The sequence below is a fragment of the Lutibacter sp. genome (assembly GCF_041596795.1).
Taxonomy (GTDB): domain Bacteria; phylum Bacteroidota; class Bacteroidia; order Flavobacteriales; family Flavobacteriaceae; genus Lutibacter.
In genome coordinates this window covers 1-25927 of record NZ_JBFHHX010000036.1, presented here as the reverse complement: position 1 = coordinate 25927, position 25927 = coordinate 1, and the positions used below count along the sequence as shown (strand labels likewise).

At 29.8% G+C, this 25927-nt stretch carries 17 protein-coding genes and 1 pseudogene; 8 read left to right on the top strand and 10 right to left on the bottom strand.

What is annotated here, in order from left to right; translation table 11 throughout:
* From ABY298_RS06415 to ABY298_RS06400, 4 genes and pseudogenes are all read left to right on the top strand, one after another.
* Positions 1–194 (top strand): annotated as a pseudogene (locus ABY298_RS06415) (carboxypeptidase-like regulatory domain-containing protein); the annotation flags it as partial.
* A 148-nt stretch (positions 195–342) separates the two neighbouring features.
* Positions 343–912: a hypothetical protein gene (locus ABY298_RS06410; RefSeq protein ID WP_372745185.1), complete on the top strand. Its 570-nt coding sequence runs from the start codon at positions 343–345 to the stop codon at positions 910–912.
* 297 nt (positions 913–1209) lie between these two features.
* Positions 1210–2781, top strand: a complete 1572-nt coding sequence (locus tag ABY298_RS06405) for a serine hydrolase (RefSeq protein ID WP_372745184.1) — start codon at positions 1210–1212, stop codon at positions 2779–2781.
* Between the two features lie 188 nt (positions 2782–2969).
* Entirely contained in the window at positions 2970–5783 is a 2814-nt protein-coding gene (locus ABY298_RS06400) for an AsmA family protein (protein ID WP_372745183.1), read from the top strand.
* A 170-nt stretch (positions 5784–5953) separates the two neighbouring features.
* Here ABY298_RS06400 and ABY298_RS06395 read toward each other — a convergent pair whose 3' ends face one another.
* Genes ABY298_RS06395 through ABY298_RS06380 form a run of 4 tightly spaced genes read right to left on the bottom strand, consistent with a single transcriptional unit; the run spans position 5954 to position 10739 of the window.
* Positions 5954–7252, bottom strand: a complete 1299-nt coding sequence (locus ABY298_RS06395; protein WP_372745182.1) for an MFS transporter — start codon at positions 7250–7252, stop codon at positions 5954–5956.
* 40 nt (positions 7253–7292) lie between these two features.
* Complete coding sequence (uxaC, locus tag ABY298_RS06390) at positions 7293–8702, bottom strand: glucuronate isomerase (RefSeq protein ID WP_372745181.1); 1410 nt, start codon at positions 8700–8702, stop codon at positions 7293–7295.
* Positions 8703–8704: 2 nt separating this feature from the next.
* On the bottom strand, positions 8705–9892 hold the full coding sequence (gene uxuA / locus ABY298_RS06385) for a mannonate dehydratase (protein ID WP_372745180.1): 1188 nt from the start codon (positions 9890–9892) through the stop codon (positions 8705–8707).
* A 19-nt stretch (positions 9893–9911) separates the two neighbouring features.
* Positions 9912–10739: an SDR family oxidoreductase gene (locus ABY298_RS06380; protein ID WP_372745179.1), complete on the bottom strand. Its 828-nt coding sequence runs from the start codon at positions 10737–10739 to the stop codon at positions 9912–9914.
* Between the two features lie 129 nt (positions 10740–10868).
* Between ABY298_RS06380 and ABY298_RS06375 the strand changes: the two genes are divergently transcribed.
* Positions 10869–11939, top strand: coding sequence for a substrate-binding domain-containing protein (locus tag ABY298_RS06375; RefSeq protein ID WP_372745178.1), 1071 nt, complete (start codon positions 10869–10871; stop codon positions 11937–11939).
* A 220-nt stretch (positions 11940–12159) separates the two neighbouring features.
* Here ABY298_RS06375 and ABY298_RS06370 read toward each other — a convergent pair whose 3' ends face one another.
* Positions 12160–13716: a RagB/SusD family nutrient uptake outer membrane protein gene (locus ABY298_RS06370; protein ID WP_372745177.1), complete on the bottom strand. Its 1557-nt coding sequence runs from the start codon at positions 13714–13716 to the stop codon at positions 12160–12162.
* A gap of 24 nt (positions 13717–13740) precedes the next feature.
* Entirely contained in the window at positions 13741–16791 is a 3051-nt protein-coding gene (locus ABY298_RS06365; RefSeq protein ID WP_372745176.1) for a SusC/RagA family TonB-linked outer membrane protein, read from the bottom strand.
* Between the two features lie 875 nt (positions 16792–17666).
* Here ABY298_RS06365 and ABY298_RS06360 point away from each other — a divergent pair.
* From ABY298_RS06360 to ABY298_RS06350, 3 genes are read left to right on the top strand one after another with little or no spacing between them, the layout of a single operon-like run.
* Complete coding sequence (locus ABY298_RS06360; protein ID WP_372745175.1) at positions 17667–18467, top strand: fibronectin type III; 801 nt, start codon at positions 17667–17669, stop codon at positions 18465–18467.
* Positions 18468–18497: 30 nt separating this feature from the next.
* Positions 18498–19574, top strand: a complete 1077-nt coding sequence (locus ABY298_RS06355) for a T9SS type A sorting domain-containing protein (RefSeq protein WP_372745173.1) — start codon at positions 18498–18500, stop codon at positions 19572–19574.
* A gap of 4 nt (positions 19575–19578) precedes the next feature.
* Complete coding sequence (locus ABY298_RS06350) at positions 19579–20373, top strand: gluconate 5-dehydrogenase (RefSeq protein ID WP_372745172.1); 795 nt, start codon at positions 19579–19581, stop codon at positions 20371–20373.
* 52 nt (positions 20374–20425) lie between these two features.
* Here the strand turns inward: ABY298_RS06350 and ABY298_RS06345 are convergent, their stop codons facing one another.
* The 4 genes from ABY298_RS06345 to ABY298_RS06330 form a co-directional block, all read right to left on the bottom strand.
* A complete protein-coding gene (locus ABY298_RS06345) occupies positions 20426–21745 on the bottom strand; it encodes a S28 family serine protease (RefSeq protein ID WP_372745171.1) in 1320 nt (439 codons plus the stop codon).
* Between the two features lie 4 nt (positions 21746–21749).
* A complete protein-coding gene (locus ABY298_RS06340) occupies positions 21750–23408 on the bottom strand; it encodes a Zn-dependent hydrolase (RefSeq protein ID WP_372745170.1) in 1659 nt (552 codons plus the stop codon).
* Positions 23409–23414: 6 nt separating this feature from the next.
* On the bottom strand, positions 23415–25007 hold the full coding sequence (locus tag ABY298_RS06335; RefSeq protein WP_372745169.1) for a mechanosensitive ion channel family protein: 1593 nt from the start codon (positions 25005–25007) through the stop codon (positions 23415–23417).
* Between the two features lie 73 nt (positions 25008–25080).
* Positions 25081–25927, bottom strand: an 847-nt coding sequence (locus ABY298_RS06330) for a DUF3362 domain-containing protein (protein ID WP_372745168.1), incomplete at its 5' end; no start/stop codon positions are given.

The window sequence follows — 25927 nt, the reverse complement described above, 5'->3', positions numbered from 1 at the left end:
TTGAAGGTTCTAAAAAAAAATTGGAAGGAATCTCTTACGAACCTGCAATTGGAACTGTACCAGCTGAAACCGATGAAAATAGTTGGATTTTTAATCAAGGAAAATGGAGAAAAGTTTGGAAAAACGTTGGAACAAATAAAAATTATAAAGATAAATATAGTCTAATGGCAATTGAATTAACACTTACAAATTAAAAAATACACTGGCAACACTGAAACTAGTTTATTACTAGTTCTCTCTTACTTACTAAAATCTTCACGACTTATCAAGCTAGCAATTATTTGCTAAATTAGCTACTTAAAATTATTATTAACCTACAGCTGTATTTAAGGTCTAGACACTATGAGAAAAATCCTTATATTATTAGTAATTGTTTTAACTTCAAATTTAACTGAAGCACAGTTTTTAAAAGAAAAATCGATAAATGCTCAAATTGGATATGGATTAAGTGTACCTTATAATAGTATTAATGAAATTGTGGACAGTGGATTTTTTGCACAAGGAGAATTAGTACTAAAAGTAGCTTCTTGGCTAGAATTAAGGCCTTATGCTGGTTTTATTTTAACAAGCTCAAATGGAAAAGATATAAATAATAACCCAACCAATGAAAAAGCGGAATCAAAAGCCTTTTTACTTGGTGGAAAAGCAAGAGTTTGTGCGCCAATTCCTTGGATAGCACCGTACGTTGAAATTGGAATTGGCACTTCAATTGGAAAATTTGAAACATTAACAGCATTTGACAATATTGACAAAAGTGGTATTATTTATCATATCCCTTTTTCACTTGGACTGGAATTAGGAAAAAATAATAATGTTGATTTGGCTTTTACTTATTACTTTCAACCGTCTGTTAAACAATATGTTGGAGCATTTACAGTTGGACTAACATTTCCAATGAATAATAAAAAATAACGTGTAAACATTTGTTTTACCGTTAGTTGCAACCAACTTACCAATATCAATACAGATTTTCTAGGTCAGTAATTAATTACTTAAAATCATTTTTAAACTGTAGCTATATTTCAGCACTTAACAGTTTAATACATATTTACACACAAGTTTTAGATTATAATTAAACATATTTTTTCAAAACAAATGCTAATTGCGCATTATCCATTTTAAAATCATCTTAATTTATTCACTCCAAATTTTTTAAAAACTTTTTTAATTAAATTAGTCATCTTAAAATTGTAATTATTAAAAACTCGTATGAAAAAAGTAATCATTCACAAATTAACACTATTAATTATCGCATTTTTTACAATTAATAGTTGTTATAGTCAGTATACATCCAAACAAATCGATTCTATTATGGATGATGCTATGAGTAAATTTAATGTTGCCGGTTGTGCCATTTCAATTGTAAAAGATGGAAAAATAGTATACAGTAAAGGTTTTGGAGTGAAATCTGTAAAAACAAAAAGCCCAATAAACCAACATACTATTTTTGCAATTGGTTCAAATAGTAAAGCTTTTACTGCTGCTGCTTTGGCTATTTTAGTAGAAGATGGCAAATTAAAATGGGACGGAAAGGTTAAAGATTATATTCCAGAGTTTAAAATGTACAATTCTTATGTAACTGAAAACTTTAATATTCAAGATTTATTAACGCATCGTAGTGGTTTAGGTTTGGGAGCTGGAGATCTTATGATATTTCCAGATGGTTCAGATTTTACAATGAACGACTTACTTTCTAGTTTTCAACATTTTAAACCTACATCTGCATTTAGAACACAATTTGATTACGACAATTTATTATATATGGTTGCTGGAGAAGTTATTAAGCGAGTTTCGGGTATGACTTGGGAAGATTTTATTTCAAAACGAATTTTTCAGCCTCTTAATATGAATAATTCGTACCCTGCTTTAAATAAAATTAAAGATAATAGCAATTTTGCAAATCCTTACAATTCAAATTCAGGGATATTAATAGAACTACCAAATTTTAAACCAATGATAAACGGTGCTGCCGGTGGTATTTATTCAAATATTGATGATATTTCTAAGTGGATGCTACTACATTTAAATAACGGAAAATACGGTGAAAACCTACAAAATAGTCTTTTTACACAAAAATCGCAACGTGAAATGTGGAGAATACATACAGTAATTGAAGCTGAGAAAAATCCACATTACAACTCACACTTTTCTGGTTATGGTTTAGGATGGTTTTTATCAGATATAAAAGGAAATATGAATGTTTCACATAGCGGTGCGCTTCCTGGTATGTTATCAAAAATAACTATGATTCCAGATATTAATTTAGGAATTGTTATTTTAACCAATACAAGTGATGATGGTGCTGGTATTTTTGAAGCCGTATCTAATACAATTATTGATAGTTATATTGGATTAAATGACTTTGGATGGATTGATAAATATGTAGCATATTTTAAAAATAGAAATGAAAAAGGCGATGATGTAACAAAAAAAGTATGGGAAGTAGTTAAAAGTGCAAATAATTCTCATATAAAATTTGAAGATTATATTGGAACTTATAATGATGCTTGGTTTGGTAAAGTAGAAATTTTTATGAACGGAGATAAATTATGGATGAAATCGCATAAATCTCCAAAACTTAATGGCGAAATGTTTTTTTATAATGCAAATACGTTTGCAATTAAATGGGAATATCAAGATTTAAATGCCGATGCTTTTGCTATGTTTTTGTTAGATGAAAATGGAAAAGCTCAACGTATAAAAATGAAAGGTATATCTCCTAATATAGATTTTAGTTTTAATTTTCAAGATTTAGATTTAATAAGAGTTCATGTAAACTAAGTAATACTATACTAAAAATCGTTCTATTTTTATGTAAAAAAAAAATAAATACAATACTGTTTTATATACTAATTAATTTAAAAATTGGGAATTATTTAATAGTAATTACATTCCAAAACATTCAATTTAGTTAATATATTTGCCTGATTTTTAAAGTCAATTAATCCTAATTCTCAAAAAAAGCTAACGTGAAATATTTAACTAAAAAAACAACCATAAAAGCACTTAAAATAACAGGTATATTCCTTAGTTCTACATTGGCTTTTCTTATTGTTTTCCCTATGTTATATCCAGATTATGTAACAAATAAAATAAAGCAATTAACAAATAACAATATTAAAGGAGAACTTAATTTTTCAAAAGCAAATCTTTCATTTTTTAGCCACTTCCCTTCATTAACTTTAGATCTTGATGATTTTTTATTAAAAGGCTCAGAGCCTTTTAAAAATGACACATTAGTTTCGGCAAAACAAATTTCATTAGGAATAAATGTAAGTCGTTTAATTTTTTCTAAATCGATAAATATTGATGAAATTTTTGTAGATAAAGCACTTGTAAATATTAAAATTGATAAAAACGGAGGCGCCAACTACAATGTTTATATTTCTGAAAACAAAGAAATAGAAAACGAAGAATCTAACACCAAAATAAAACTAAGACGTATTAAAATAACTGATACACACTTAATTTATAATGATTTATCAACAGATATTTTAATTGATGCTAAAGGCTTTAATTATTTAGGAAAAGGAAAACTAGATGAAGCTATTTTCGATTTGCACACCAAAGCACAAATTGAATCTTTTGATTTTCGCTTTTCAGGCGAACAATATCTTAAAAACAAAAAGGTAAACGCACAACTTATTACCCAAATAAACACCAATTCATTATCATTTATTTTCAATCAGAACAACTTAAAAATAAATAATTTACCCGTAGATTTTAAAGGTAAATTAGATTTTTTAAGCAATGGTTACAATCTTGATTTTGTTGTAAAATCAGAAAAAAGCCAATTGCACGATTTCTTTACAGTGCTACCTCCACAATATGTTAGTTGGTTGGAAAAAACCGAAGTAAAAGGAGAAACAGATGTATTCTTTTCTTTAAAAGGAAAATATATAGCTTCTGAAAATTTAAATCCAGATATTATATTCAACATGGCAATTAGAGATGGTTATGTTGCATACAACAATGCCACAGAACCAGTTAAAAATATTTATTTGAATTTAAAAACAAAGCTCCCAGCTTTAGATACCCAAAAACTAGAAGTAGCTTTAGATTCTGTTTATTTTAATTTAGGAAAAGATTATTTAAGTGCTATTTTAAACTTAAAAGGATTAACAAACCCTGAAATTGACACTAAAATAAAATCGGAAATTGATTTAGGTAAATTGCATAAAACCATAGGAATTGATGGATTTGATTTAAAGGGGAAATTTTATGCCAATATAGTAGCAAAAGGAATTTATAATAAAGAGCAACATAAGTTTCCAAAAACCAATGGCAATTTAGAACTTACAAATGCCTATATTAAAACCAACTACTACCCAAACCCATTAAAAGACATAAATTTTAAAGGAACCATTTTAAACGCAAACCAAACATTTGAAAGTTTAAGTTTAAACATATTTTCAGCTTCATTTATATTTGAAGACAAACCGTTTTACCTTAAGGCATCATTCAATAATTTTGAAGATATAAATTATGATATAAATGCAAAAGGAGAACTTGATTTTGCCAAAATATATAAAGTATTCTCTCAAAAAGGCTTGGAGCTAGAAGGTTATGCAAACGCCGATGTTTCGTTTAAAGGCAAACAAAGCGATGCAACAAACGGTAATTATAAAGCTTTAAACAATAAAGGTACTTTAGAACTAAAAAATATAAAAACCACTTCAGAGTATTTACCGCATCCTTTTATAATTAATAACGGACTTTTTAAATTTAACCAAGACAAGATGCATTTTACAAATTTTAATGCTTCTTATGGAACATCTAACTTTTTAATGAATGGCTATATGGAGAATGTTATAAATTTTGCACTTTCCAACAATGAAATTTTAGAAGGTACTTTCTTTGTAAATTCTACGTATTTAAATGTTGATGAATTTTTAACTTCAATGAATGAAAACAACGTTGAAAATAAAGAAAACACCAATCAAACTACGGAAAACACACCAAATACCGGTGTTGTTGTAATTCCTAAAATATTTAATTTTAATTTAAATGCTAACTTAAAGAAAGTTGAATTTCAAGATTTAAAAATAGATAATTTAATAGGAAATTTACAATTAAAAAAAGGTGTTTTATCGCTTAACAACGTAAAATTTGGAATTATTGGTAGCTCTGCAACTATGAGCGCAACATATAAAGATGAAGCTATTAATAAGGCCGATTTTAATTTCTCTATTAAAGCTGAAGAATTTGACATAAAAAAAGCCTATACAGATATTAAACTTTTCAGAGAAATGGCTTCTGCAGCCGAAAGTGCATCGGGAATTGTATCGCTTAATTATAACCTAAAAGGAAAATTAGATGGAAATATGACTCCTATCTATCCTTCACTTCTTGGAGGTGGAACCTTATCGGTTAAAAACATTAAAATGAAGGGCTTTAAAATGTTTAATGTAATAAGTAAAAAAACAGAAAATGCTGCTTTTAAAGATCCTGATTTATCAAAAGTTGATATTAAAACTGAAATAAAAAACAACATAATTAATATAGAACAATTCCGTTTTAAAATTGCAGGTTTTAGAACAAGAATTGAAGGTCAAACTAGTTTTGATAGCAAATTAAATATTAAAATGCGTTTAGGACTACCGCCACTTGGAATAATTGGAATTCCTATTAAAGTAACGGGTACACAAGACAATCCAAAAGTTAGTATTGGTAAAAAAACTGAAGAATTAGAAGAAACTGAATACAATGAAAATGAGCTTCCAAAATCTGAACCTTCTTTAACACCTCCAAATACTATCCAAAAAGATTCAATAGGAAATTAAGTTTTGTTACAATAAAACAAATACACAACACTAAAATTTACCAAAAAAAGCTTACTAGATATACAAAACAAAATGCCCAGCAATTAAACTGGGCATTTTTATTATGTCAGCTAAGATAATAATTAAAAAATCTAGAATAACTTATTTATTACCTTAAAAAAGTAACAACTTTATTCATGTATAGGTTTCAAATTTTCATCCAAAGGCGTCATTGTAGGCATTAACAAATGCACAAAACCTAAAATAATTAAATAGGAAAAGCCCGCTAATAAAAAAGCCCAAAAATAACCACTATTCCCAGCCTTATCTAATACAGAACCTAAAGCCATATCAGCAATAATTCCGGACACTGCTCCAACCATACCACCAATTCCAACAACAGATGCTGTTGCTTTTTTAGGAAATACATCTGATACCAATGTAAATATATTTGCCGACCACGCTTGGTGCCCAGCTGCTGCTAACCCAATAAGAAAAACAGCAATCCATTTACTTTCTGTTACGGCAACAAAACTAACTGGTAGTATAATTAATGCGCATATTAATAAAGTTATTTTTCTTGCTTTATTTACAGTCCATCCTTTTCTCATTAACGCTCCAGATAAATAACCTCCAAATATACTTCCGCCATCTGCTAAAATATAAATTACAAAAAATGGAAGTGCTATATTTTTAATATTCACATCAAATGCTTCTGCCAAAAACTTTGCACCCCAAAAAAGATAAAACCACCAAACTGCATCGGTTACTTTAGCTAAAGAAAAAGCCCACGTTTGACGCTTATCTAACACACTTTTCCAAGGTAATTTTTCTTCATTTTCAACACTAGAATCACTTTGAATATAAGCCAATTCTTCTTTGGTTACTTTTGGATGTACTTCTGGTTTTTTATACATTCTAAACCAAAGAAAAACCCAAAGAGCACTTAATGCTCCTGTAATTAAAAAAGGAATTTGCCAATTTTTACCATCTTCATGAACAATCCATCCAACAACAAATGGCGCTGCAATGGCACCAATACTAGTTGCTGCATTAAAAAGTCCTGTAGCAAATGCACGGTCTTTTTTTGGAAACCACTCTGCAGTAGTTTTTATGGCTGCTGGAAAATTACCTGCTTCTCCAAAACCTAATCCAAAACGTGCTGCAGCAAAGCCTAAAACACTAAAACCTGGGCGAACTGCCGCATGTAGCATTCCAAAAATACTCCAAATTGCAATAGATAAAGTATATCCTTTTTTAGTTCCAATTCTGTCAATTAATCCACCCATAGTAAGCAAACCTAAAGCATACGCAACTTTAAAAGATACCATAATATTGGCATAATCACTATTGGTCCAACCAAACATTTTCTCTAAGGTTGGCGCCATAACACCAATAATACTTCTATCGAAGTAGTTAATGGTAGTGGCGAACATTAAAAGCCCTAAAATTCTAAAGCGATAGTTGCCAATCTTCTTTGATTCATTCATAATTTATTATTTTTTATATAGTTGGTTTGGTTATTTTTATTTAAAAATTGAAGTAGTTTTTAGCATTGTAATAGCAAATATCTTGCACCATTTTTCCTATAAAAGGAATATCATTAGGCACTAAACCTTTTTTAATATCTTCTGCTAACAAATCACATAATATTCTTCTAAAATATTCATGTCTTGGAAATGATAAAAAGCTTCTACTATCTGTTAGCATTCCAACAAACCTGCTTAAAAGCCCCATATTGGATAAAACATTTAATTGTTTTTCCATACCATCTTTTTGATCTAAAAACCACCAGCCCGATCCCCATTGCATTTTACCTGGAGTTCCTCCTGTTTGAAAATTTCCCATCATTGTAGCAAATACTTCATTTTGAGATGGATTTAAATTATAGGTAATAGTTTTTGCTAATTGATCGGTTGAATTTAACGTATTAAATAACTTAGACATGAATTCTGCCATTGAAAAATCTCCAATAGAATCGCATCCAGCATCTAAACCAACCTGTTGTACCAATTTTGAATTATTGTTTCTAATTGGTCCTAAATGATACTGTTGTACCCAATTAAACTTATGATATTGTTTTGCTAAAAAAATAAAAATACAAGACCTATATTTATTAATTTCTAAGGTTGAAAGTGTTTCTCCTTTTAATTTTTTATCGAAAATTAGAGCAACTTCTTTTTCAGTAAAATCTTCAATAACCAATGCTTCTCCAACTCCAAAATCTGATACACGACAACCGTTTTTATCGAAATATAGAATTCTTGCTTCAATTGCTTTTATAAAATCTGCATAAGAAGTAATTTCAAAATTAACAGCAGCACTTAACTTTTTTACATATGGCAAAAACTTATCTTGACCAATAAAAAACAATTCATCAGATCTAAACGTTGGATATACCTTAGTGTAAAAGTTTTTAGTTGCTATTTGTTGATGGTATTTTAAATCATCGGTTGGATCATCTGTTGTACAAATAACCTCCACTTTCATAGCTTCTAAAAGTTGTGCTGGAGTTTTAGTTGCCAAAACTGCATTTGCTTTTTTATAAATTTCTGCAGCACTACTTGGTTGTAACACTTCATCAATATCAAAATAACGTTTTAACTCTAAATGCGTCCAATGAAATAGTGGATTTCGTAAGGTATAAGGAACTGTTTCTGCCCATTTTTCAAAACGCTGTTCTAAAGACGTTGAACCTGTTATAAAATTTTCATCAATACCGTTCGCTCTCATTCCGCGCCATTTATAATGATCGCCATCAAGCCAAGCTTTTGAAATATTTTCTACAGGTTTATCTTCGGCTATTTGTTTTGGAGATAAATGATTGTGATAATCTATTATTGGCATTTCTTTCGCATACTCATGATACAAAATTTCAGCTTCTCTAGAATTTAGTAGAAAATTATCTGTGATAAATGTTTTTGAATTTATTTGATTCATTTTTACAAACTTTTACGAATTCCCATTTCCAAACCTCTTAATTCAGCAAGACCTCTTAATCTCCCAATACCTGAGTATCCTGGGTTAGTTTTTTTACGTAAATCATCTAACATTTTATGTCCGTGATCTGGTCGCATTGGCATTCTTAAATCTACTCTACCAGCTGCTTTTCTTTTTTCTTGTTCTAATATTAAAGCTTTCATTACGCCAAACATATCTACATCTCCTTCTAAATGATTTGCTTCATAAAAATTACCTAATTCATCTCTTTGGGTACTTCTTAAATGTATAAAATGAATTCTACTTCCTAAACGCTCAACCATTCCAGGTAAATCGTTATCGGCTCTAACACCAAATGAACCTGTACAAAAAGTTAACCCATTATTTGGACTATCAACTGCCTTGTATAACTCTACAATATCTTGCTCGGTACTTACAACTCTTGGTAAACCCAAAATTGGATATGGTGGATCATCTGGATGAATACACATTAAAATTCCTGCTTTTTCAGCTGCCGGAATAATTTGTTCTAAAAAGTAAAAAAGGTGTGCTTTTAATTCTTTTGGTCCTATAGTATTGTAGGTTGCCAAAATTGCATTAAATTCTTTTAAAGTATAACCTTCTTCAGCACCTGGCAAGCCCGCAATAATATTTTTAACCAACAACTTTTTATCGGCTTCTGTCATATTTTCTAATAGTGTTTTTGCAGCTAAAAGTTGTGCTTCTGAATATGTTTCTTCTGCACCAGGTCTTTTCAATAAAAAAACTTCAAAAACTGTAAAAGCTGTTACATCAAAACGTAAAGCTCTAGAACCATCTGCAACTTCATAATCTAAATTAGTACGTGTCCAATCCAACACTGGCATAAAATTATAGCAAACGGTATCTATACCACAAGCACCTAAATTTAAAAGTGTTTGCTTGTAATTTTCTATATATTGTTGAAAATTCCCTGATTGAGTTTTTATATTCTCATGAATAGGAACACTTTCAACCACAGACCAAGTTAAACCAACCTTTTCTATGATGTTTTTTCGTTTTTGTATTTCTTCCACTGTCCAAACTTCTCCATTTGGAACGTGATGCAATGCAGAAACAACTCCTGTTGCTCCTGCTTGTTTTATATCTAAAAGAGAAACCGGATCGTTAGGTCCGTACCATCTCCACGTATTTTCTAAACTTAAATTCATTGTATATTTTTTTTATTTTTTAAACACCACTATATGCAGCAAATCCACCATCAATTGGTATTACAACACCTGTTACAAAAGCTGATGCATCATCACATAAATACATAGTTGTACTTATTAAATCTTCAGGCACTCCATATCTTCCCATAGGAGTTTGGTCTATAATTTGTTGACCTCTTTGCGTTAAACTTCCGTCGGCATTTGTTAATAAAGTTCTGTTTTGATCTGTTAAGAAAAAACCTGGCGCTAAAGCATTTACACGAATACCAACTTTTGAAAAATGTACCGCTAACCATTGTGTAAAGTTAGAAACTGCTGCTTTTGCTCCACTATAAGCAGGTATTTTTGTTAATGGAGTAAAAGCATTCATAGATGAAATATTTAAAATGCTGCATCCTTTTTTACCTACCATGTCTTTGGCAAAAATTTGGGTTGGCAACAAGGTTCCAATAAAATTCAAGTTAAATACAAATTCAATACCTTGAGGATCTAAATCGAAAAAGGTTTTAAAACCTTCTGTAGTATTTTTTAAATCATCTTCTAAAAGATATGGATTAGATGTTGTTCCTAGCGGATGATTCCCTCCTGCTCCATTTACCAAAATATCACAGCTTCCTAATTTTGAATTTACTATAGTTTTTGCGGCTTCTAAAGATGCTTTTTCTAACACATTGGCAACAACTCCTATGGCTATTCCTCCAGCCTTATTAATTTCATTAGCAACCTTTTCCGCTGCTTCTAATTTTAAATCTAATACAGCAACTTTATGTCCTTGTTTTGCAAATGCTTTGGCAAGTGTACTACATAAAACGCCTCCTGCTCCTGTTAATACTATTACTTTTTTCATTGACTTGTTATTCTATAATTGGTTTATTTAATAGCACTTTCGTGTGCGCACACACAAAAATAATAAAAAATAGTGTGCGCACACAGAAAATTATTATAATTTTGATAAAAATAATGATGCTATTTTAAAATGATAACTATAAAAGACATAGCCAAAGAAGCAAACGTATCTGAAGGAACTGTAGATAGGGTTTTACATAATCGTGGAGGTGTTTCAAAAAAAACCGAAGCTACTATAAAAGCTATCCTTAAAAAACATAATTTTAGTGTAAATCCTGTTGCAAGTGCTTTGGCTTTAAAAAACAAATTTCATATTGCTGCATTAGTTCCTGATTTTAATGATGCTGATTTATTTTGGAAATCACCTTATTTAGGCATTTTAAAAGCCACTGAAGATGTAAAAAACTTTGGAACACAAGTTAGCACATTTAAGTTCAATCAATATGAAAAAGCATCCTATTTGGCAATGTTTAAAAAACTATTAAAAACAAAACCATCAGCTGTTTTATTGGTTCCTACATTTTTAAATGAAACTAAGGAAGTTGTACAATTTTTAGAGCAGCTGGAAATTCCATATTTCTTTTTAAATATTGATCTTGAAGGCTTTAATAACACCGCTTTTATTGGGCAAGATTCTTATACAGCTGGTTATATTGCCGGAAAACTTATGCATTCAAATCAACCAAACCTTTGTAATTTTTTAATTATTCAATCTAGAAGTAGCATTACTAAAAATAATGCTATTTTTAAGAGAATAGAAGGTTTTAACGATTATTTTATAAAGAAAAACGTACCTTATAAAATAGAAACTTTAAAAATTGAAAACTTAAACAATCAACAAGAAACAAAAAAAGCTATAAATACATATTTAAAAAAACATTCTGATATTAAAGGAATATTTGTTCCTTCGAGTAGAATTTATATGCTTGTAGATGGTATGGAACAACAATTTTTAGAAAATATTAAGTTGATAGGTTTTGATAACACTCCACAAAATATTAAATGCTTACAGAACAATTCTGTTTCCTTTTTAATATCTCAGAAGCCTTTTGACCAAGGTTACGAATCTATTCGTATTATAACAGACTATTTAATTAAAAATAAAATTCCTGATCATAAAATATTTCTTCCTATAGAAATTTTATTAAAAGAAAATGCAAACTTTATGGACAGACATGAGTTGAAAATTGAAAATAATTAACTTTTTTAATACCTATTACTATTTATTAAAATTACAGCTAAATTAAGTTTAAAAAGATTTTCACTTTTTAGGCAACTCCTTTTTCTAGTTTTTACAATTTAGGTTTAGTTAGTACATCTATAAAATAATACTTGGGTTTACAATGCTTTTAACAGCTTGTAAACCCAAGTTTAATTCTAGTAGTAATAATTTTATTTATTTCTACTATTTATAAATTGATTTAGTAACCAGGATTCTGAGTTAAGTTAGGATTTCTCTCTAACTCATCTACAGGTAATGGTAATAAATAATCATCTTCTGTAAAGTATGGTTTTTCTCCTTCTAATCCAGAAGCACCAAATACATAGTATGGAGCACCTCCCATTTTTCTTCTAACAATATCATACCATCTAATAGCTTCAAAAGCAAATTCTAATCTACGTTCCTCTAATACTTGAGCAACTGTAACGGTTCCTGTAAGATCTGCTGGAACTGTACTTGCAGGGAATGTGTACGTTTCATCTGCTCCAGTTTTTGTAGCACCACCTTTTCTTGCTCTTGCTCTTACTTGATTAACATAGTTAAGTGCTGATGCATTGTCTCCAATTTCTACAGCCGCTTCTGCAGCAATTAACAATACCTCTGCATAACGAATCATAGAATAATTAAGACTTGTTGCTCTAGCATTTGCACGAGCAAATAAACCTGGATAACGCATGTATTTTGCTACATAAGGTTGATTTTTTGCAAAAGAGTGTCCACTAATTTTAAAATTAGTATAATCTACTACAGTACCATTAATAGATGCTCTATCATCTAAACTTACAGCTCTTCTATAATCTCCAGAATCCCAAGTAGTATATACTGCTAAAGAAGGTACAGCAACTGACCAACCACCACCTAAATTTCTATCATCACCTCTAATACCTGTCATTGGAGCAACTTGATCGTATGCATTATCTTCAGCTTCGTAATTATTATAATCTAAAGAGAATATAGGTTCTAAAGAATAATCTGTTACATCTCCATTAAATAAATTTTGATAATTAGAATCTAAATCCAAATTATAAGTTCCTTTTTTACTAATAACATCTGTAGCTTCATCAAATGCTTTTTGAAAATAAGCTTTATCACTTGTTCCAGCCATAGTTAAATACACTAAAGCTAAATAAGAACTTGCTGCAGCCTTAGAAGGAATTCCTCTTGATGCTTGCGTATTTGGTAACCAAGTTTTTGCAAATTCTAAATCTGCAATAATATTTTCATACACTTCTGATGCTGGTGTTCTACTAATAGAAGTTGAAGCTCCCACATCTGTTATTGGCTCATCAATATAAGGAACTGCTCCAAATAATCTTACCAAATGAAAATAATAAAATGCTCTTGCAAAATAAGCTTGTGCAACTACTGGATTTTTAAGTTCATCACTTACATCTACATCTTCAGCCCCTGCAATTGCTAAATTAGCTGCTGCAATTCCTTGATAAATTCTTGGCCAAAAATTAGCAATCATTTCATTATTTGTTAAAGTAGTAAGTGAATTCATTTCCACCCTTCTTGTTTCGTTAGAAGCAAGATCTACCATATCTGAACGAAGCATTAATGCTATAGATAGTTTTCTTCCCCAAATCTGTTCATTAATAGCGTGTGTAAGTGAGCCATTAACTGCTGTTTGTATATCGTCTGTAGTTTTAAAAAAGCCATCTGGGGATAATAATCCAACTGGCTGTTCTTCTAAATCTGAACATCCTATTATTGATAATCCTATCAATAAAAATATATATTTAAATTTTTTCATTATTTATGTTTTTAAATTTTTTTATTAAAATTTCACACTTAAACTAACACTTACAGTTTTTACAGTTGGGTAATTTCCAAAGTCAAAACCTTGAGCTGTATTGCTCGCTGTGTTATTATTACCTTCAGAACCATAGTAGCTCACTTCAGGATCTAAACCAGAGTACTTTGTAAAAGTTAATAAATTTTGTGCACTCATAGCCAATCTAACATTCTGCATACCAAACTTTTCAACAACATCTGAAGGAAGATTATAAGCTAATGCAATATTTTTTAATCTAACATAACTACCGTCTTCTACAAAACGAGAAGAAATTTCTCTATTACTATTATTTCCAACGCGAGGCATGTCAGTATCTGTATTAGTAGCTGTCCAAGCATTATTATAATATTCTTTAGTAGTATTTGCATCTCCATTAAATAACTGTACGTTTGTTAAGTTAAAAATATCTCCACCTTGAGAACCTTGTAAAAAGATACTTAAATCGAAGTTTTTATAACTAAAGTTATTTGTAATACCAAAAGTATAATCAGGATTTGGGTTTCCAATAGTTGTTCTATCAGCTTCAGTAATTGAACCACTATCATCTACATCTCTAAATAATGGATCTCCAGCTACACCACCAGAAAGAGTTGCTGTACCGTCAGGCGCAGTACCTCCTTGGAAAACACCTGCATAATCATATCCCCAAAATAAACCAACTTCTTCACCAACTCTTAAAACATAACTTCTGTCATGACTAAAGTAACTTGGAGTTGCATCATAAAATAAATCAGCATCGTTTACTAAGTTAACAACTTTATTTTTATTAGTAGCCCAGTTAAAATCAGTTGTCCATCTAAAATTATCGTTAGAAATGTTTCTTGTAGTTAAAGAAATTTCAAAACCTTTATTATTAATTTCACCAACATTTGCTAAAATATCATCACCTGTATATCCTAAATATTCAGTAATACTATTATCTGTTAAAATTAAATCTTTAGTATCAATATTATAGTAATCTAATGAAAGTTTAATTCTACTATTAAATAAACCTAAATCAACACCAAAGTTTGTTTGATAAGAAGATTCCCATTTTAAATTTGGGTTTTCTGGTTGCTCTGGAGTAATAGCACTTACTGTTTCACCATTACTTGAAGCATAGATAGTTTCAAATCTAGCTAAAGATTCATAAGCTCCAATTGAAGGGTTACCAGTAACACCATAACTTCCTCTAAGTTTTAACTCTGAAATTTTTTCACTGTCTTTTAAAAAGTCTTCATTTGATAATTTCCAACCTAAAGCAGCTGAAGGGAAAATAGCATATTTTTCATTAGCCGCAAAGTTTGAAGCTCCATCTCGTCTAACTGTAGCTGTAAATAAGTATTTATCATCAAAATCATAATTAATTCTACCAAATTGAGATTGAATTTCTACTGTTGATATAGATGCATCAGGTTGTAATACAGTTGTAGCTGCTCCTAAACCATAATAAGAGAAAGCATCTGAAATAAAGCCTGTTGCTTCCATATAAAAATTCTCTGAAACTGTTTTTTGGTAAGAATAACCTGCCAATAACGTTAAGTTTCCTTTTCCTAATTCTTTTTTATAGGTTAAGTAGTTTTCACTTAAAATTGTAGTTTCTTTATCTGTTTCAACTGAAGCTCTTCCATTATCTCCACCTGCTGTTTGTGTTAATACAGATGGTAAATAAATACCATTAGTACTATTTTTGGTACTAAAACCATAGGTAGTTTTAAACGAAAGATCTTTTATAATTTCATAATTAGCATAAAAATTAGCTAAAAAATTATCTGTTTTAGTTTCGTCAATTCTTTCTTTAGCAATAGCGTAAGGGTTATCAACTGGATCTCCAACAGTATTTCCATAATTATAACTACCATCATCATTATATACAGGTTGGTCTGGTGCATATCTCATTGCTAAGGTAATTATGTCATCACCACCAGCAGAAACTGAACCATTTGATTTTGTAGAAGCTCCATTTTTAGTTCCTCTACTACCTGAAAGATTCAATCCTAATTTTAATTTATCAGTAACTTGTGCATCAATATTAGATAAGAAAGACATTTTGGTATAGTCTGAATTAAGAATAATACCATCTTGTTTAAAGTAATTAGTAGAAGCATAAAAATTTATATTATCACTTCCACCAGAAAAAGAAAATTGATGATTTTGAGTACTTCCAGCACTATAAATTAAATCTTGCCAATCTGTATCTGCTGTTCCTTGAACATAAGGAGAAGTATTTCCTTTGTTTGTTCTAATTTGGTTTTGATAATCTGCAAATTCATCTGCATTTAATAAATCTATACTGTTTGAAGTATTTTGAACAGCATATGTAGAATTAACTTCCACAGATAATCTACCTTTTTTACCTTTTTTAGTTGTTACCAATACAACACCATTTGATCCTCTAGAACCATAGATAGCTGTTGCTGATGCATCTTTCAAAACTTCCATAGATTCAATATCATTAGCTTGTGGCATAGAAGCGCCCACAAAGCCATCCACAACAATAAGCGGATCACTACTTGCATTAATAGAAGTATTTCCTCTAATTTTTATGCTGATAGGAGCTCCTGGCTCACCACCATTATTAGATTGCACCACAACACCAGCTGCACGACCTTGAAGTGCTTGGGTTGCATCTGCAACAGGAAATGCTGTTAATTCTTCACTTTTAACTGAAGATACAGAACCTGTTATATCACTCTTTTTTTGCGAACCGTATCCAACAACTACTACTTCATCTAAATTACTTACGTCAGCGCTTAAAACAACATCTATTGTTTTATTAGTTCCAACTGTTACTTCTTTTGTAAGAAATCCAATATATTTAAATACTAAAACTGCATTGTTATTAGGTACATTAATAGTATAAGCTCCATCCATATCGGTTGAAACTCCCTTAGTTGTACCTTTAATAATAATATTTACACCAGGCAACCCTAATGGATCATCAGTTGATGTTACTTTTCCAGAAATGGTTCTTTCCTGTGCACTTAAATTAAGCGCAAATAAGAATCCTAAGACTATAAGGAATGCTTTTTTTACTTGTTTGGTTTTTTTCATTTGTTTGATATATTAATTCTGTTAGGTTAAATAAATAATCAACAAGATTTAATTATGTAAGGATAGCGGTTTAAATATCCAAGCATATACATAATCTTGCTTGCTTTTTTTTAATTAGTTTAGTTTTTTTCTCTTTAAATCTTCATATATGATATTACGTTTATTAGTTAATGATTAAATTTATGGAGGCTCTTAAAGTTAAGATAAAAAAGTACATTTTTACACAAAATTTATTTATTTGAAACTTCCAAAAATTGGCTATCCAATCTGGTTATCCAAATTGGTTATCCAATTATACTGGTAAATATATAAAAAAAAATACAATAAAACTACATAAAGTTACTTTGTTGATTTATTGAGGTTTAACACCGTTTTAAGGCTTTAAAATGTATTATTTACGTTTATTATTACGTCAATTCCAGTAGTTAGAAAATTTTTATTCCTAATTCAACCCCTTATAAATTACAAAAAAAACAACCTAAAATTTAGAGTTAAAAAAGGATGCTTTTTAAAAGTTTTACCAACAATTAAATAACAATTTAAAAGTCCATTTTAGGGCTTAAATTTTATTAAGTTCTCACAAGAATCATTTAAAAAAATACATATCAAATAAATTTTATATCACATTTTTTTCAATAAAATTTCTTGCTAATTATTCCTTTAATTTATAAAATTTACATATTGTATTTGAAACTCAAATAATATTAAAAATTGATGTTTTATAACACAATTATTAAATTAAAAAAAACACAAAGAGTCATCAAAAAAAAAAAAGATAGCACCCAAAATATTAAAAAAAAAGCACCACATTACAACTTTTTGTATTTTAGTTACTGGTACTTCCATATATTTAAACAAAATTTAATATTACATAAATGATTAAAACGGCTCCTTACATTTTACCAATAGCGCTAATTTATTTTGCAAATATTTTTTATTGCGAAGCACAAACCACATTACAAGCTGATGGCCCAGGTGAAACTTATGAATTAATTAACAAGGTGCTTGCATCTGGGAAAGAAGGTGTTGAAACTCCAGATTGCGCGCACCAAGATTTTGGTAGACATATTTCTGAAGTTTGGGATGAAGACTTAAAAAAATATGTTTTTCAATTTCAAATACACACAACTCCAGATAACGACCGCTGTCAGAAAACCGATCGTCAACGATTAGAAATAAAAACTTACCAATCATCGCCAAATAATTTAAAAGGAACCTCTGGAGAAACAATTACCTACTCTTGGAAATTTAAATTACCATCCGGATTTCAACCATCCTCAAGTTTTACGCACTTACACCAAATAAAAGCAGTTGGCGGAACAGATGGAATGCCAATCTTTACATTAACAGCAAGAAAAGGAAAAATTAACAAACTAAATTTAATCCATAATAATCAAACTGTTCTTGCAAGTGCCAATCTAAATGAATTTGAAAATACTTGGGTTGAAGTAACTGAAGTTATTAAGGTAGATACTTTAGGCTCTTATTCAATTAAAATAGTTAGGTTAAAAGATGGAAAAGAACTAATTTCATACATCAATCCATCTATACTAACAATTAGAAATGATAATTCTTTTATAAGACCAAAATGGGGAATTTATAGAAGTTTAAATAAATCTATTGATTTAAGAGATGAAACGCTTTGGTTTGCAGATTTTTCTATTTTAGAGGAATAGCTCTAATAAATTTTTAAAATTGAAAATAAAATGATTAAAAACTTTACTTTAATATATTTCTTTATAATAACCTTTTGCTGCATTTCAATTAAATTAAATGCACAGCTAGTAACATTAAACGCAAACGGCCCAGGAAATACTTACGAGGAAATTACTAACGCTTTTGCTCCTGGAAGAGGTGTAAGCGCTGTTGAAGCTCCAGATGATTACCATTTTGATTTTGGAAGACATATTGCAGAAGTATTGGATGATGATTTAGGCAAATATGTTTTTGAATTTTATTCTCATCTAGATTTTGACAATGATCCATCTACCGAAAAAACGGATAGACAACGTATAGAAATTAAAACCTATGCCTCTTCCCCTAGCCATTTAAAAGGAACCATTGGCGAAACCATTGTATACAAATGGAAATTTAAAATTCCTGTAGGTTTTAAGCCTTCAAGTACTTTTACCCATATTCATCAAATAAAACCTGTAGATGGCAACGATGGAAATCCAATATTTACATTAACACCTAGAAAAGGAACGCCCAATAAAATGGAACTTACGTATGTTGAAGATTTAACTTCAGTTAAAAAAGTAGTTGTGGAGTTATCCTTATTTGAAGGAATTTGGGTTGATGTAACTGAAACTATAACTGTTGGATCAGAAGGTGCTTATGAAATTATAATAAACAAAGAAAGTGACGGTACAGAAATACTTTCATATAGTAATAGTAACATTTTAACAATTAGACCTGATAACTCGTTTATACGACCTAAATGGGGAATTTACCGAAGTATTGTTACGCCAGAAGATTTAAGAGATGAAGCAGTGCGTTTTTCAGATTTTTCTATTGAAGAAATAACTGCTTTAGGAATAGATGATGTAGAATTACCCAAAATAACCTATTTCCCAAATCCTGTATCTTCTCTTTTAAACATAAATGCTATAAAACCCATTTCATCACTAAAAATAATTAATATTTTAGGGCAAACTATTATAACTAAAAACCCAAATAGTTTAACAACTAAAATAGATTTTAGCTCTATACCAAGCGCTATTTACTATATTGAATTAATTGTAGATGAAAAAACACAGCACTTTAAAATAATTAAGAAATAAAAAAATGTCTATAAATTTATTTGATTTAACAGGTAAAATTGCTCTAATAACTGGTGGAACACACGGTTTAGGAATGGCTATGGCTATGGGATTAGGAAATGCTGGCGCTACTTTGGTTATTAATGGAGCTTCATCAGAAGAAAAACTAAACAATGCTGTTAACTACTATAAATCGTTTGGAATAAATGCTTATGGTTATCTTTTTGATGTAACAAATGAAACGCAAGTAATTGAAAACATAACAAAAATAGAAAGAGAAGTTGGTAATATTGATATTTTAGTAAACAATGCTGGTATTATTAAAAGAACGCCTTTAGAAGAAATGGAAGTTACGGATTTTGAACAAGTACTAAAGGTAGATTTAGTAGGTCCTTTTATTATTTCTAAACATGTTGTTAAAGGAATGATTTCTAGAAGACAAGGAAAAATCATCAACATTTGTTCTATGATGAGTGAATTGGGCAGAAATACAGTTGGAGCATACGCAGCTGCCAAAGGTGGTTTAAAAATGTTAACCAAAAATATGGCTACAGAATGGGCTAAATACAATATACAAACTAATGGAATTGGACCTGGATATTTTGCAACCAGTCAAACTGCTCCTATTAGAGTTGAAGGACATCCGTTTAACGATTTTATTGTGGGCAGAACACCTGCTGGTCGTTGGGGAGATCCAAACGATTTACAAGGAGCCGTTATATTTTTAAGCTCTAAAGCTAGTGACTTTGTAAACGGCCAAATTTTATATGTTGATGGCGGAATTTTAGCAACTATTGGAAAACCATTAAACGAAAAATAAGTGTAGCTATTTTAGAAAAAACTTTCTACTATAATGGAAATTATTCATAAATTTAATCTTCCAATGGATAAATTGTTACACTGTACCCAAGCCATTGTTGTAATTTGTCGTAAATTATTTTTTTATCCGTTTCAGAAAAATCTTTAATTCTGGTTTTATGATCTCCGGCTTTTAAAATCATTTTTAAAGCATCTACATGTGGTTTTGGATTTGGTGCACAAGCTCCCCAAGTATCATTTTCACCATAAATATATAATATCTTTTTCCCTTTGTTTTCTACAAAATCTCTAACTTGTTTAATATAATTTGGATTATACGTTAAATCTATGTTTTTTGGTGCAAAACGCTTGTTTGATGGATTTTTAACAACTTGTAATAAATCTTTTACCGGTGTTGTATCAAAACCATAATAACCCAACTCTGTTAAATGCTGATAGTAAGACGGTAGTAAATTAAAGTATGTTTCATCATTATAAAAACCAATTCCAACAATTGCATTTAAATACTCAAATAATGCTTTTGGACTTGCGTTTTCTGTCAAAATTTCTTCGCATTTTCCACCCCATTGCCAAAATGAAAATGGAAACTCCAACACTGCATATTCCAACGCTTCGTTTACCGGAACTTCAGTAAAAGTCATATCATTTTCTATAGCATAAGTATTAATTTCATTTATAATTGCTTCTCTATTTTGTAAAAGCAATTTTTGAAAATTACTAATTTTATTTCTACACTCTTGTGAACCTGCAGTATTTATATGTTGTTGCGTTCTGCTATCTTCTTGTGTATTTATTAATGGTGCAACATAAGGCACAGCCACTTCTACATCCCAAGGGTATTTACTTTTGTAAATTAACACCGTTTCTCCACCTTTGCTAATTCCTGTTGATACCCATTTACCAGAATAAAGGCGTTTTAATTTTGAAACTATTTTATGATAATCTTCAACGGCTTGGTCATTTTTTAAATATTCCCAAGGAATAGAATCCGGACGTGATTTTCCATAAAAACGGTATTCTACTTGTACTTGATTTCCCTTTAAAATTCTAGACAACTCGTATGTTTTTGGAGTTGCATTATAACCTTCAGTTACAATTACAGTTGGTGCAGACTCATCAATATGAGATAAATAAACATAGTGTTTAAAGGTTCCTTCTGAAGGATTTTTATGATTTATAGGTTGATTTAAAATCAACTGATACTCACTAATAAAATGGTCTTTTACCTCAATTTTTGAGATTTCAGCTGTTGGAAAAAGTTTTTCTAATTTTTGTTGAAAAGTTAATATTTCAACCGGTTCAAGCTGAACTCTACAACCAACAATTGAAACAAAAATTACAATATAGAAAAAACCTTTTTTAATAAATTTCATTCAACTACTTTTTTAATCCTAAAACATTAATTCCTTGCTCAAAAACAACATCAACAGGTATAGATGCTTTTGTTAATTTATCTAAATCTTGCTGTAATTCTGTAGAAATAATTCCTTTATCATTTACCAATTTTAAAACACCATTATAATCTCCGTTTCCTTGTAAAGTAATAATAAGTTCAGATAAATCTTTCATTGCACTTTCCATTTTAGAAAAATTAACTTTATACGTTCCTTGGCTGGTTTTTGTAAAAGCTTCCTTTTCCTTAAAATAATTAAAACGAATCATATTTGCCTTTCCATGAGCACTTGAAGCACCAAACCTTACGGATCTAAATATTCCTGCCATAAAAGTGGTCATATAATCTTTTATATCTCCTTCAATTTCACCTTTTTTATGCAATTGCAACACCATATACAAGCCTAAAATATCTGCTTTTCCTTCTTCTAAAGCCGAAGCCAATTCTTTTAATGAATTACGTACGGTTCCTTTGTTGTTTATGGTGTTTTTAATTCCCAATCCGTGAGCAACTTCATGAAACATAGTGTTTGCAAAAAAAGCATCAAAAGTTACATATTTTTGTTGAGTACTATCAATTAATACTTCAGAAATAGGCAACAAAATATTATCAAATTTAGCTTTCATTGCATTTTTTAATTGCAATCTACGAGTTCCTTTTTGCAATTGTACTTCCTCATCATTTGGTAAATTAATAGCAATAGTTTTACTACCAGCATTGCAATCGCCTGCATAAAAAACAACATCGTAAGCATTTAAATCAGAATCAGTTCCAGGAGTTTCAGCTTTATAAATAGAATCTACTGGTAAATTGTTTTGAAGTTCTGGTAAAAACGTGGCAAATCTGGCAAGTTTTGCACTCCATTTTTGGTCTTTAATTAAAACATATGCTTCGTGTGCAGCTTTATAACCAAACAATTGATCTTCATACGTTTCAATAGGGCCAATTACAATATCAAGCGTATTATTTTTCATTTCCATCCAAGCCAAATCACTTGCTTGATAATTATCATCTAAAAATGCTAACGACCGTAATTCTAAATATTTTTTTAATCCTTCATCTTCGGCTAACAATGAAGCTTCCATTAACAACATAGAAACTTTTTTTACTTGCGCTTCAAATTGCTGATGATATGGAATAGAAACCAATTTACCTTCATTATTTCTTCTAATAAAAGTATATAAACTTGATTTGTTTTCATCTTGAAAGGCTTCAAACTCCGCTTTTGTCATATTTTTAGGATAATAATTTGCTCCTAACGGTTTATCTCCAACTCCATCAACAAAAGGTTTATTTCCATTTAATCTGTCCCACGGACCATAATTAATTTCAACATATTTTTTAGTATCTTCATCAGAAATGCTATCTAAAAGTTCCTTTTTATTTCCATAAGCCTCATACCAAAACAAATTATTCATAATATTTGCCGCTTCAATTAAAATTGGCAACATTTTTCGTTCATTTTCAGTTAAACCTTCTAAATTAGAGGTTAATTTAAACGGAATATAAGCGCTTAATTTCTGTTCCATTTCTGTAATATTATCTTCAATAGTAACTTGTTTTACTGGTTTTCTTGATAAAAAGTTATGATTACAAGAAACTGCCATTAGCACAACAAGTAAAATTATCATTATTTTTTTCATACCTTATTATTTAATATCCTCTATAATTTTTGAAGTTCGCTCTTTATCAATATTATACGGCATTGTAATTGCCTTTTTATCAGGAAATTGCTCTATCATTAACGTAGATGATGGGAATGCAAAATCTACACCTAAATTTTTCGCCAATTTTAAAATTGCCAAGTGTAAATTATGTTTAGAGCGTTGCTCAGAATCCCAATCTAATTGTGTAAAATAAACATTTACCATAATTAATAAGGCTGAGTCTCCAAAACCAGTAAATTCAACATTAAACACATCATTTCTTGTAGTAGGATCTACTTCAATAATTTTACGAATTCCAATTACAAAAGCTTCAATTAATTCTGGTGGCGTATCATATCTAACACCTAAATTTGTTTGATACCTTCTAAAAGCTCTTAACCCTTTATTATTCACAATCATTTCTGATAATAAGCTATTTGGAATTTGAAAAATTGAAGTATCAAAAGCACGTACTCTTGTTGATCTAAATCCTACCTTTTCAACTGTTCCTGCAGCAATATCTGCTTCAATCCAATCTCCAATATGAAAAGGTTTATCAACAAAAATCATAATTGTTCCAATTAGGTTTTTAACGGTATCTTGTGATGCTAATGCAACAGCAATACCTCCAATAGAAGCACCGGCTACAACTGTTACAGGATCTACACCAAAAAGCGTTAACAATTTTAAAATACCACCTATAATTACAACTCCAGTTAAAAAATTATCTACAATTGGAACCAATTGATCGTCTAATTTACTATCTGTAGATTCCGCATAATCTGAATAAATACTCATAATTACTTGAACCAGTTTTAAGAATACATAAATCCAAAAAACGGTTACCATAATATCCAATGCTAAAAAAATAGCTGTATTCACCTCTAAATGAAGCATTAAAGAAGGAAGAAGTGATTTTATAAACCATATTAACAGTAATAAAACCACTGGTCTTGTTAATTTTCTAATAGATAAATTAATCCTGTCATTTGTTTTATGTACAATCCAATATTGAATTCTTTTAAGAATAAGATAAACTACTTTACGCAATACATAAAAAAGACCTAAACTTATTAAGCTAAGAAATAAAATTCCCAAAAACTGCCATAATTCAATTTTTAAAAAGCTGTGATGCCCAAATTCTGGGATTATTTGCAATAATTGCTCTGTATACCACGGAAAAACACTGGTATAAATTTCATTAATTTTACTAGTTGTTTCAGGCGAATAATACCAATTCCCTCCTATTTTCTCAACATAAATTTCTGGCATTTGAGATGGAAACAAAACATATTTAAAACCAATTTTAAATCCGGAAGTATCTGCATACATTTTATCCGTTGGCACTTTTGTAAAATCAATTTTTAATCCTTTACCATCTAATATTTTTTTTAATTTAATGGCTATTTCTTCAGCCTCTTTTCCGGTATAACCATAAATGGTTTTGGCAGATTTAGCTGGTTGATATGTATCTTCTTGTAAAAAATAAAGATGTGTATAAATGGTTGCATTAGGATTACTTAAATCAACTTTTACTTTTGTTTGAGCAACTACAATTGATGAAAGTAATAAAAAAAATAAAAGTATTTTTTTCATTATTAGAGTTTTTAACTAGACTTCAAATTTAAAAAACAATATTTGAAAGCCTATATTTATTAAAGAGAATTGTTTACCTTTTTTTTGACTTATTAAACTTCTTTTGTTTTCTAGATGAAAACGAAACTGTATCGTTAAAAGTATCTTTAGTTTTTGATTCTTTATTTTTTCTCCAGTTAGAATCTGGTAATAATTTTTGAAGTAAATCGGTTCTACCAACTTTAGTTAAGGTATTTCTAATCCACTGCTGATTTTCTTTTTTATACCAGAAAAAGAACCTGTGTTGATCTTCACGTTCTGTTTTAGTACGTGGAGTTTTCATAGGTTTTAGTGTATATGGATGATAACCACTGTAATAAATTACCGTAGCAACTGTCATAGGTGTTGGTGTAAACCCTTGAACCTGTTCTAATTGAAAACCCATATCTTTAGTTTCAGCAGCTAAATTTGCCATATCTTCTAACTCACAAGCTGGATGACTAGAAATAAAATAGGGTATTAACTGAAGATTTAATCTTTTTCTAATATTAATTTTATCGAAACGCTCTTTAAACTTATGAAAATAGGTAAACGATGGTTTACGCATTAGTTTTAATACATTGTCTGAAGTATGTTCTGGAGCAACTTTTAATCTACCAGAAACATGATTTGTCATTACTTCTTCTGTATACGCATCTAATTCTTTTGGATCTGCTAATTTATTGAATTCAGGCACTAATAAATCGTGACGAATACCACTTCCAATAAACGATTTCTTAATTTTTGGATGACTATCAACTGCTTTATAAAGCTCAGTTAATGGTTTATGAGAGGTATCTAAATTATGACAAATTACTGGTGAAATACAAGAAGGAGACACACATCTATCACAAATTTCTTGCACTTTCCCTTTCATTTTGTACATATTTGCCGATGGTCCG

What these genes read in the sequence shown, in the direction of transcription:
- uxuA (WP_372745180.1), bottom strand. Translation starts at nt 9,892, where the DNA reads ATGAATTTAAGTTTAGAAAATACGTGGAGATGGTACGGACCTAACGAT.
- ABY298_RS06410 (WP_372745185.1), top strand. Translation starts at nt 343, where the DNA reads ATGAGAAAAATCCTTATATTATTAGTAATTGTTTTAACTTCAAATTTA.
- ABY298_RS06345 (WP_372745171.1), bottom strand. Translation starts at nt 21,745, where the DNA reads ATGAAATTTATTAAAAAAGGTTTTTTCTATATTGTAATTTTTGTTTCA.
- ABY298_RS06365 (WP_372745176.1), bottom strand. Translation starts at nt 16,791, where the DNA reads ATGAAAAAAACCAAACAAGTAAAAAAAGCATTCCTTATAGTCTTAGGA.
- ABY298_RS06355 (WP_372745173.1), top strand. Translation starts at nt 18,498, where the DNA reads ATGATTAAAAACTTTACTTTAATATATTTCTTTATAATAACCTTTTGC.
- ABY298_RS06350 (WP_372745172.1), top strand. Translation starts at nt 19,579, where the DNA reads ATGTCTATAAATTTATTTGATTTAACAGGTAAAATTGCTCTAATAACT.
- ABY298_RS06395 (WP_372745182.1), bottom strand. Translation starts at nt 7,252, where the DNA reads ATGAATGAATCAAAGAAGATTGGCAACTATCGCTTTAGAATTTTAGGG.
- ABY298_RS06335 (WP_372745169.1), bottom strand. Translation starts at nt 25,007, where the DNA reads ATGAAAAAAATACTTTTATTTTTTTTATTACTTTCATCAATTGTAGTT.
- ABY298_RS06405 (WP_372745184.1), top strand. Translation starts at nt 1,210, where the DNA reads ATGAAAAAAGTAATCATTCACAAATTAACACTATTAATTATCGCATTT.
- ABY298_RS06375 (WP_372745178.1), top strand. Translation starts at nt 10,869, where the DNA reads ATGATAACTATAAAAGACATAGCCAAAGAAGCAAACGTATCTGAAGGA.
- ABY298_RS06360 (WP_372745175.1), top strand. Translation starts at nt 17,667, where the DNA reads ATGATTAAAACGGCTCCTTACATTTTACCAATAGCGCTAATTTATTTT.
- ABY298_RS06380 (WP_372745179.1), bottom strand. Translation starts at nt 10,739, where the DNA reads ATGAAAAAAGTAATAGTATTAACAGGAGCAGGAGGCGTTTTATGTAGT.
- ABY298_RS06370 (WP_372745177.1), bottom strand. Translation starts at nt 13,716, where the DNA reads ATGAAAAAATTTAAATATATATTTTTATTGATAGGATTATCAATAATA.
- ABY298_RS06340 (WP_372745170.1), bottom strand. Translation starts at nt 23,408, where the DNA reads ATGAAAAAAATAATGATAATTTTACTTGTTGTGCTAATGGCAGTTTCT.
- uxaC (WP_372745181.1), bottom strand. Translation starts at nt 8,702, where the DNA reads ATGAATCAAATAAATTCAAAAACATTTATCACAGATAATTTTCTACTA.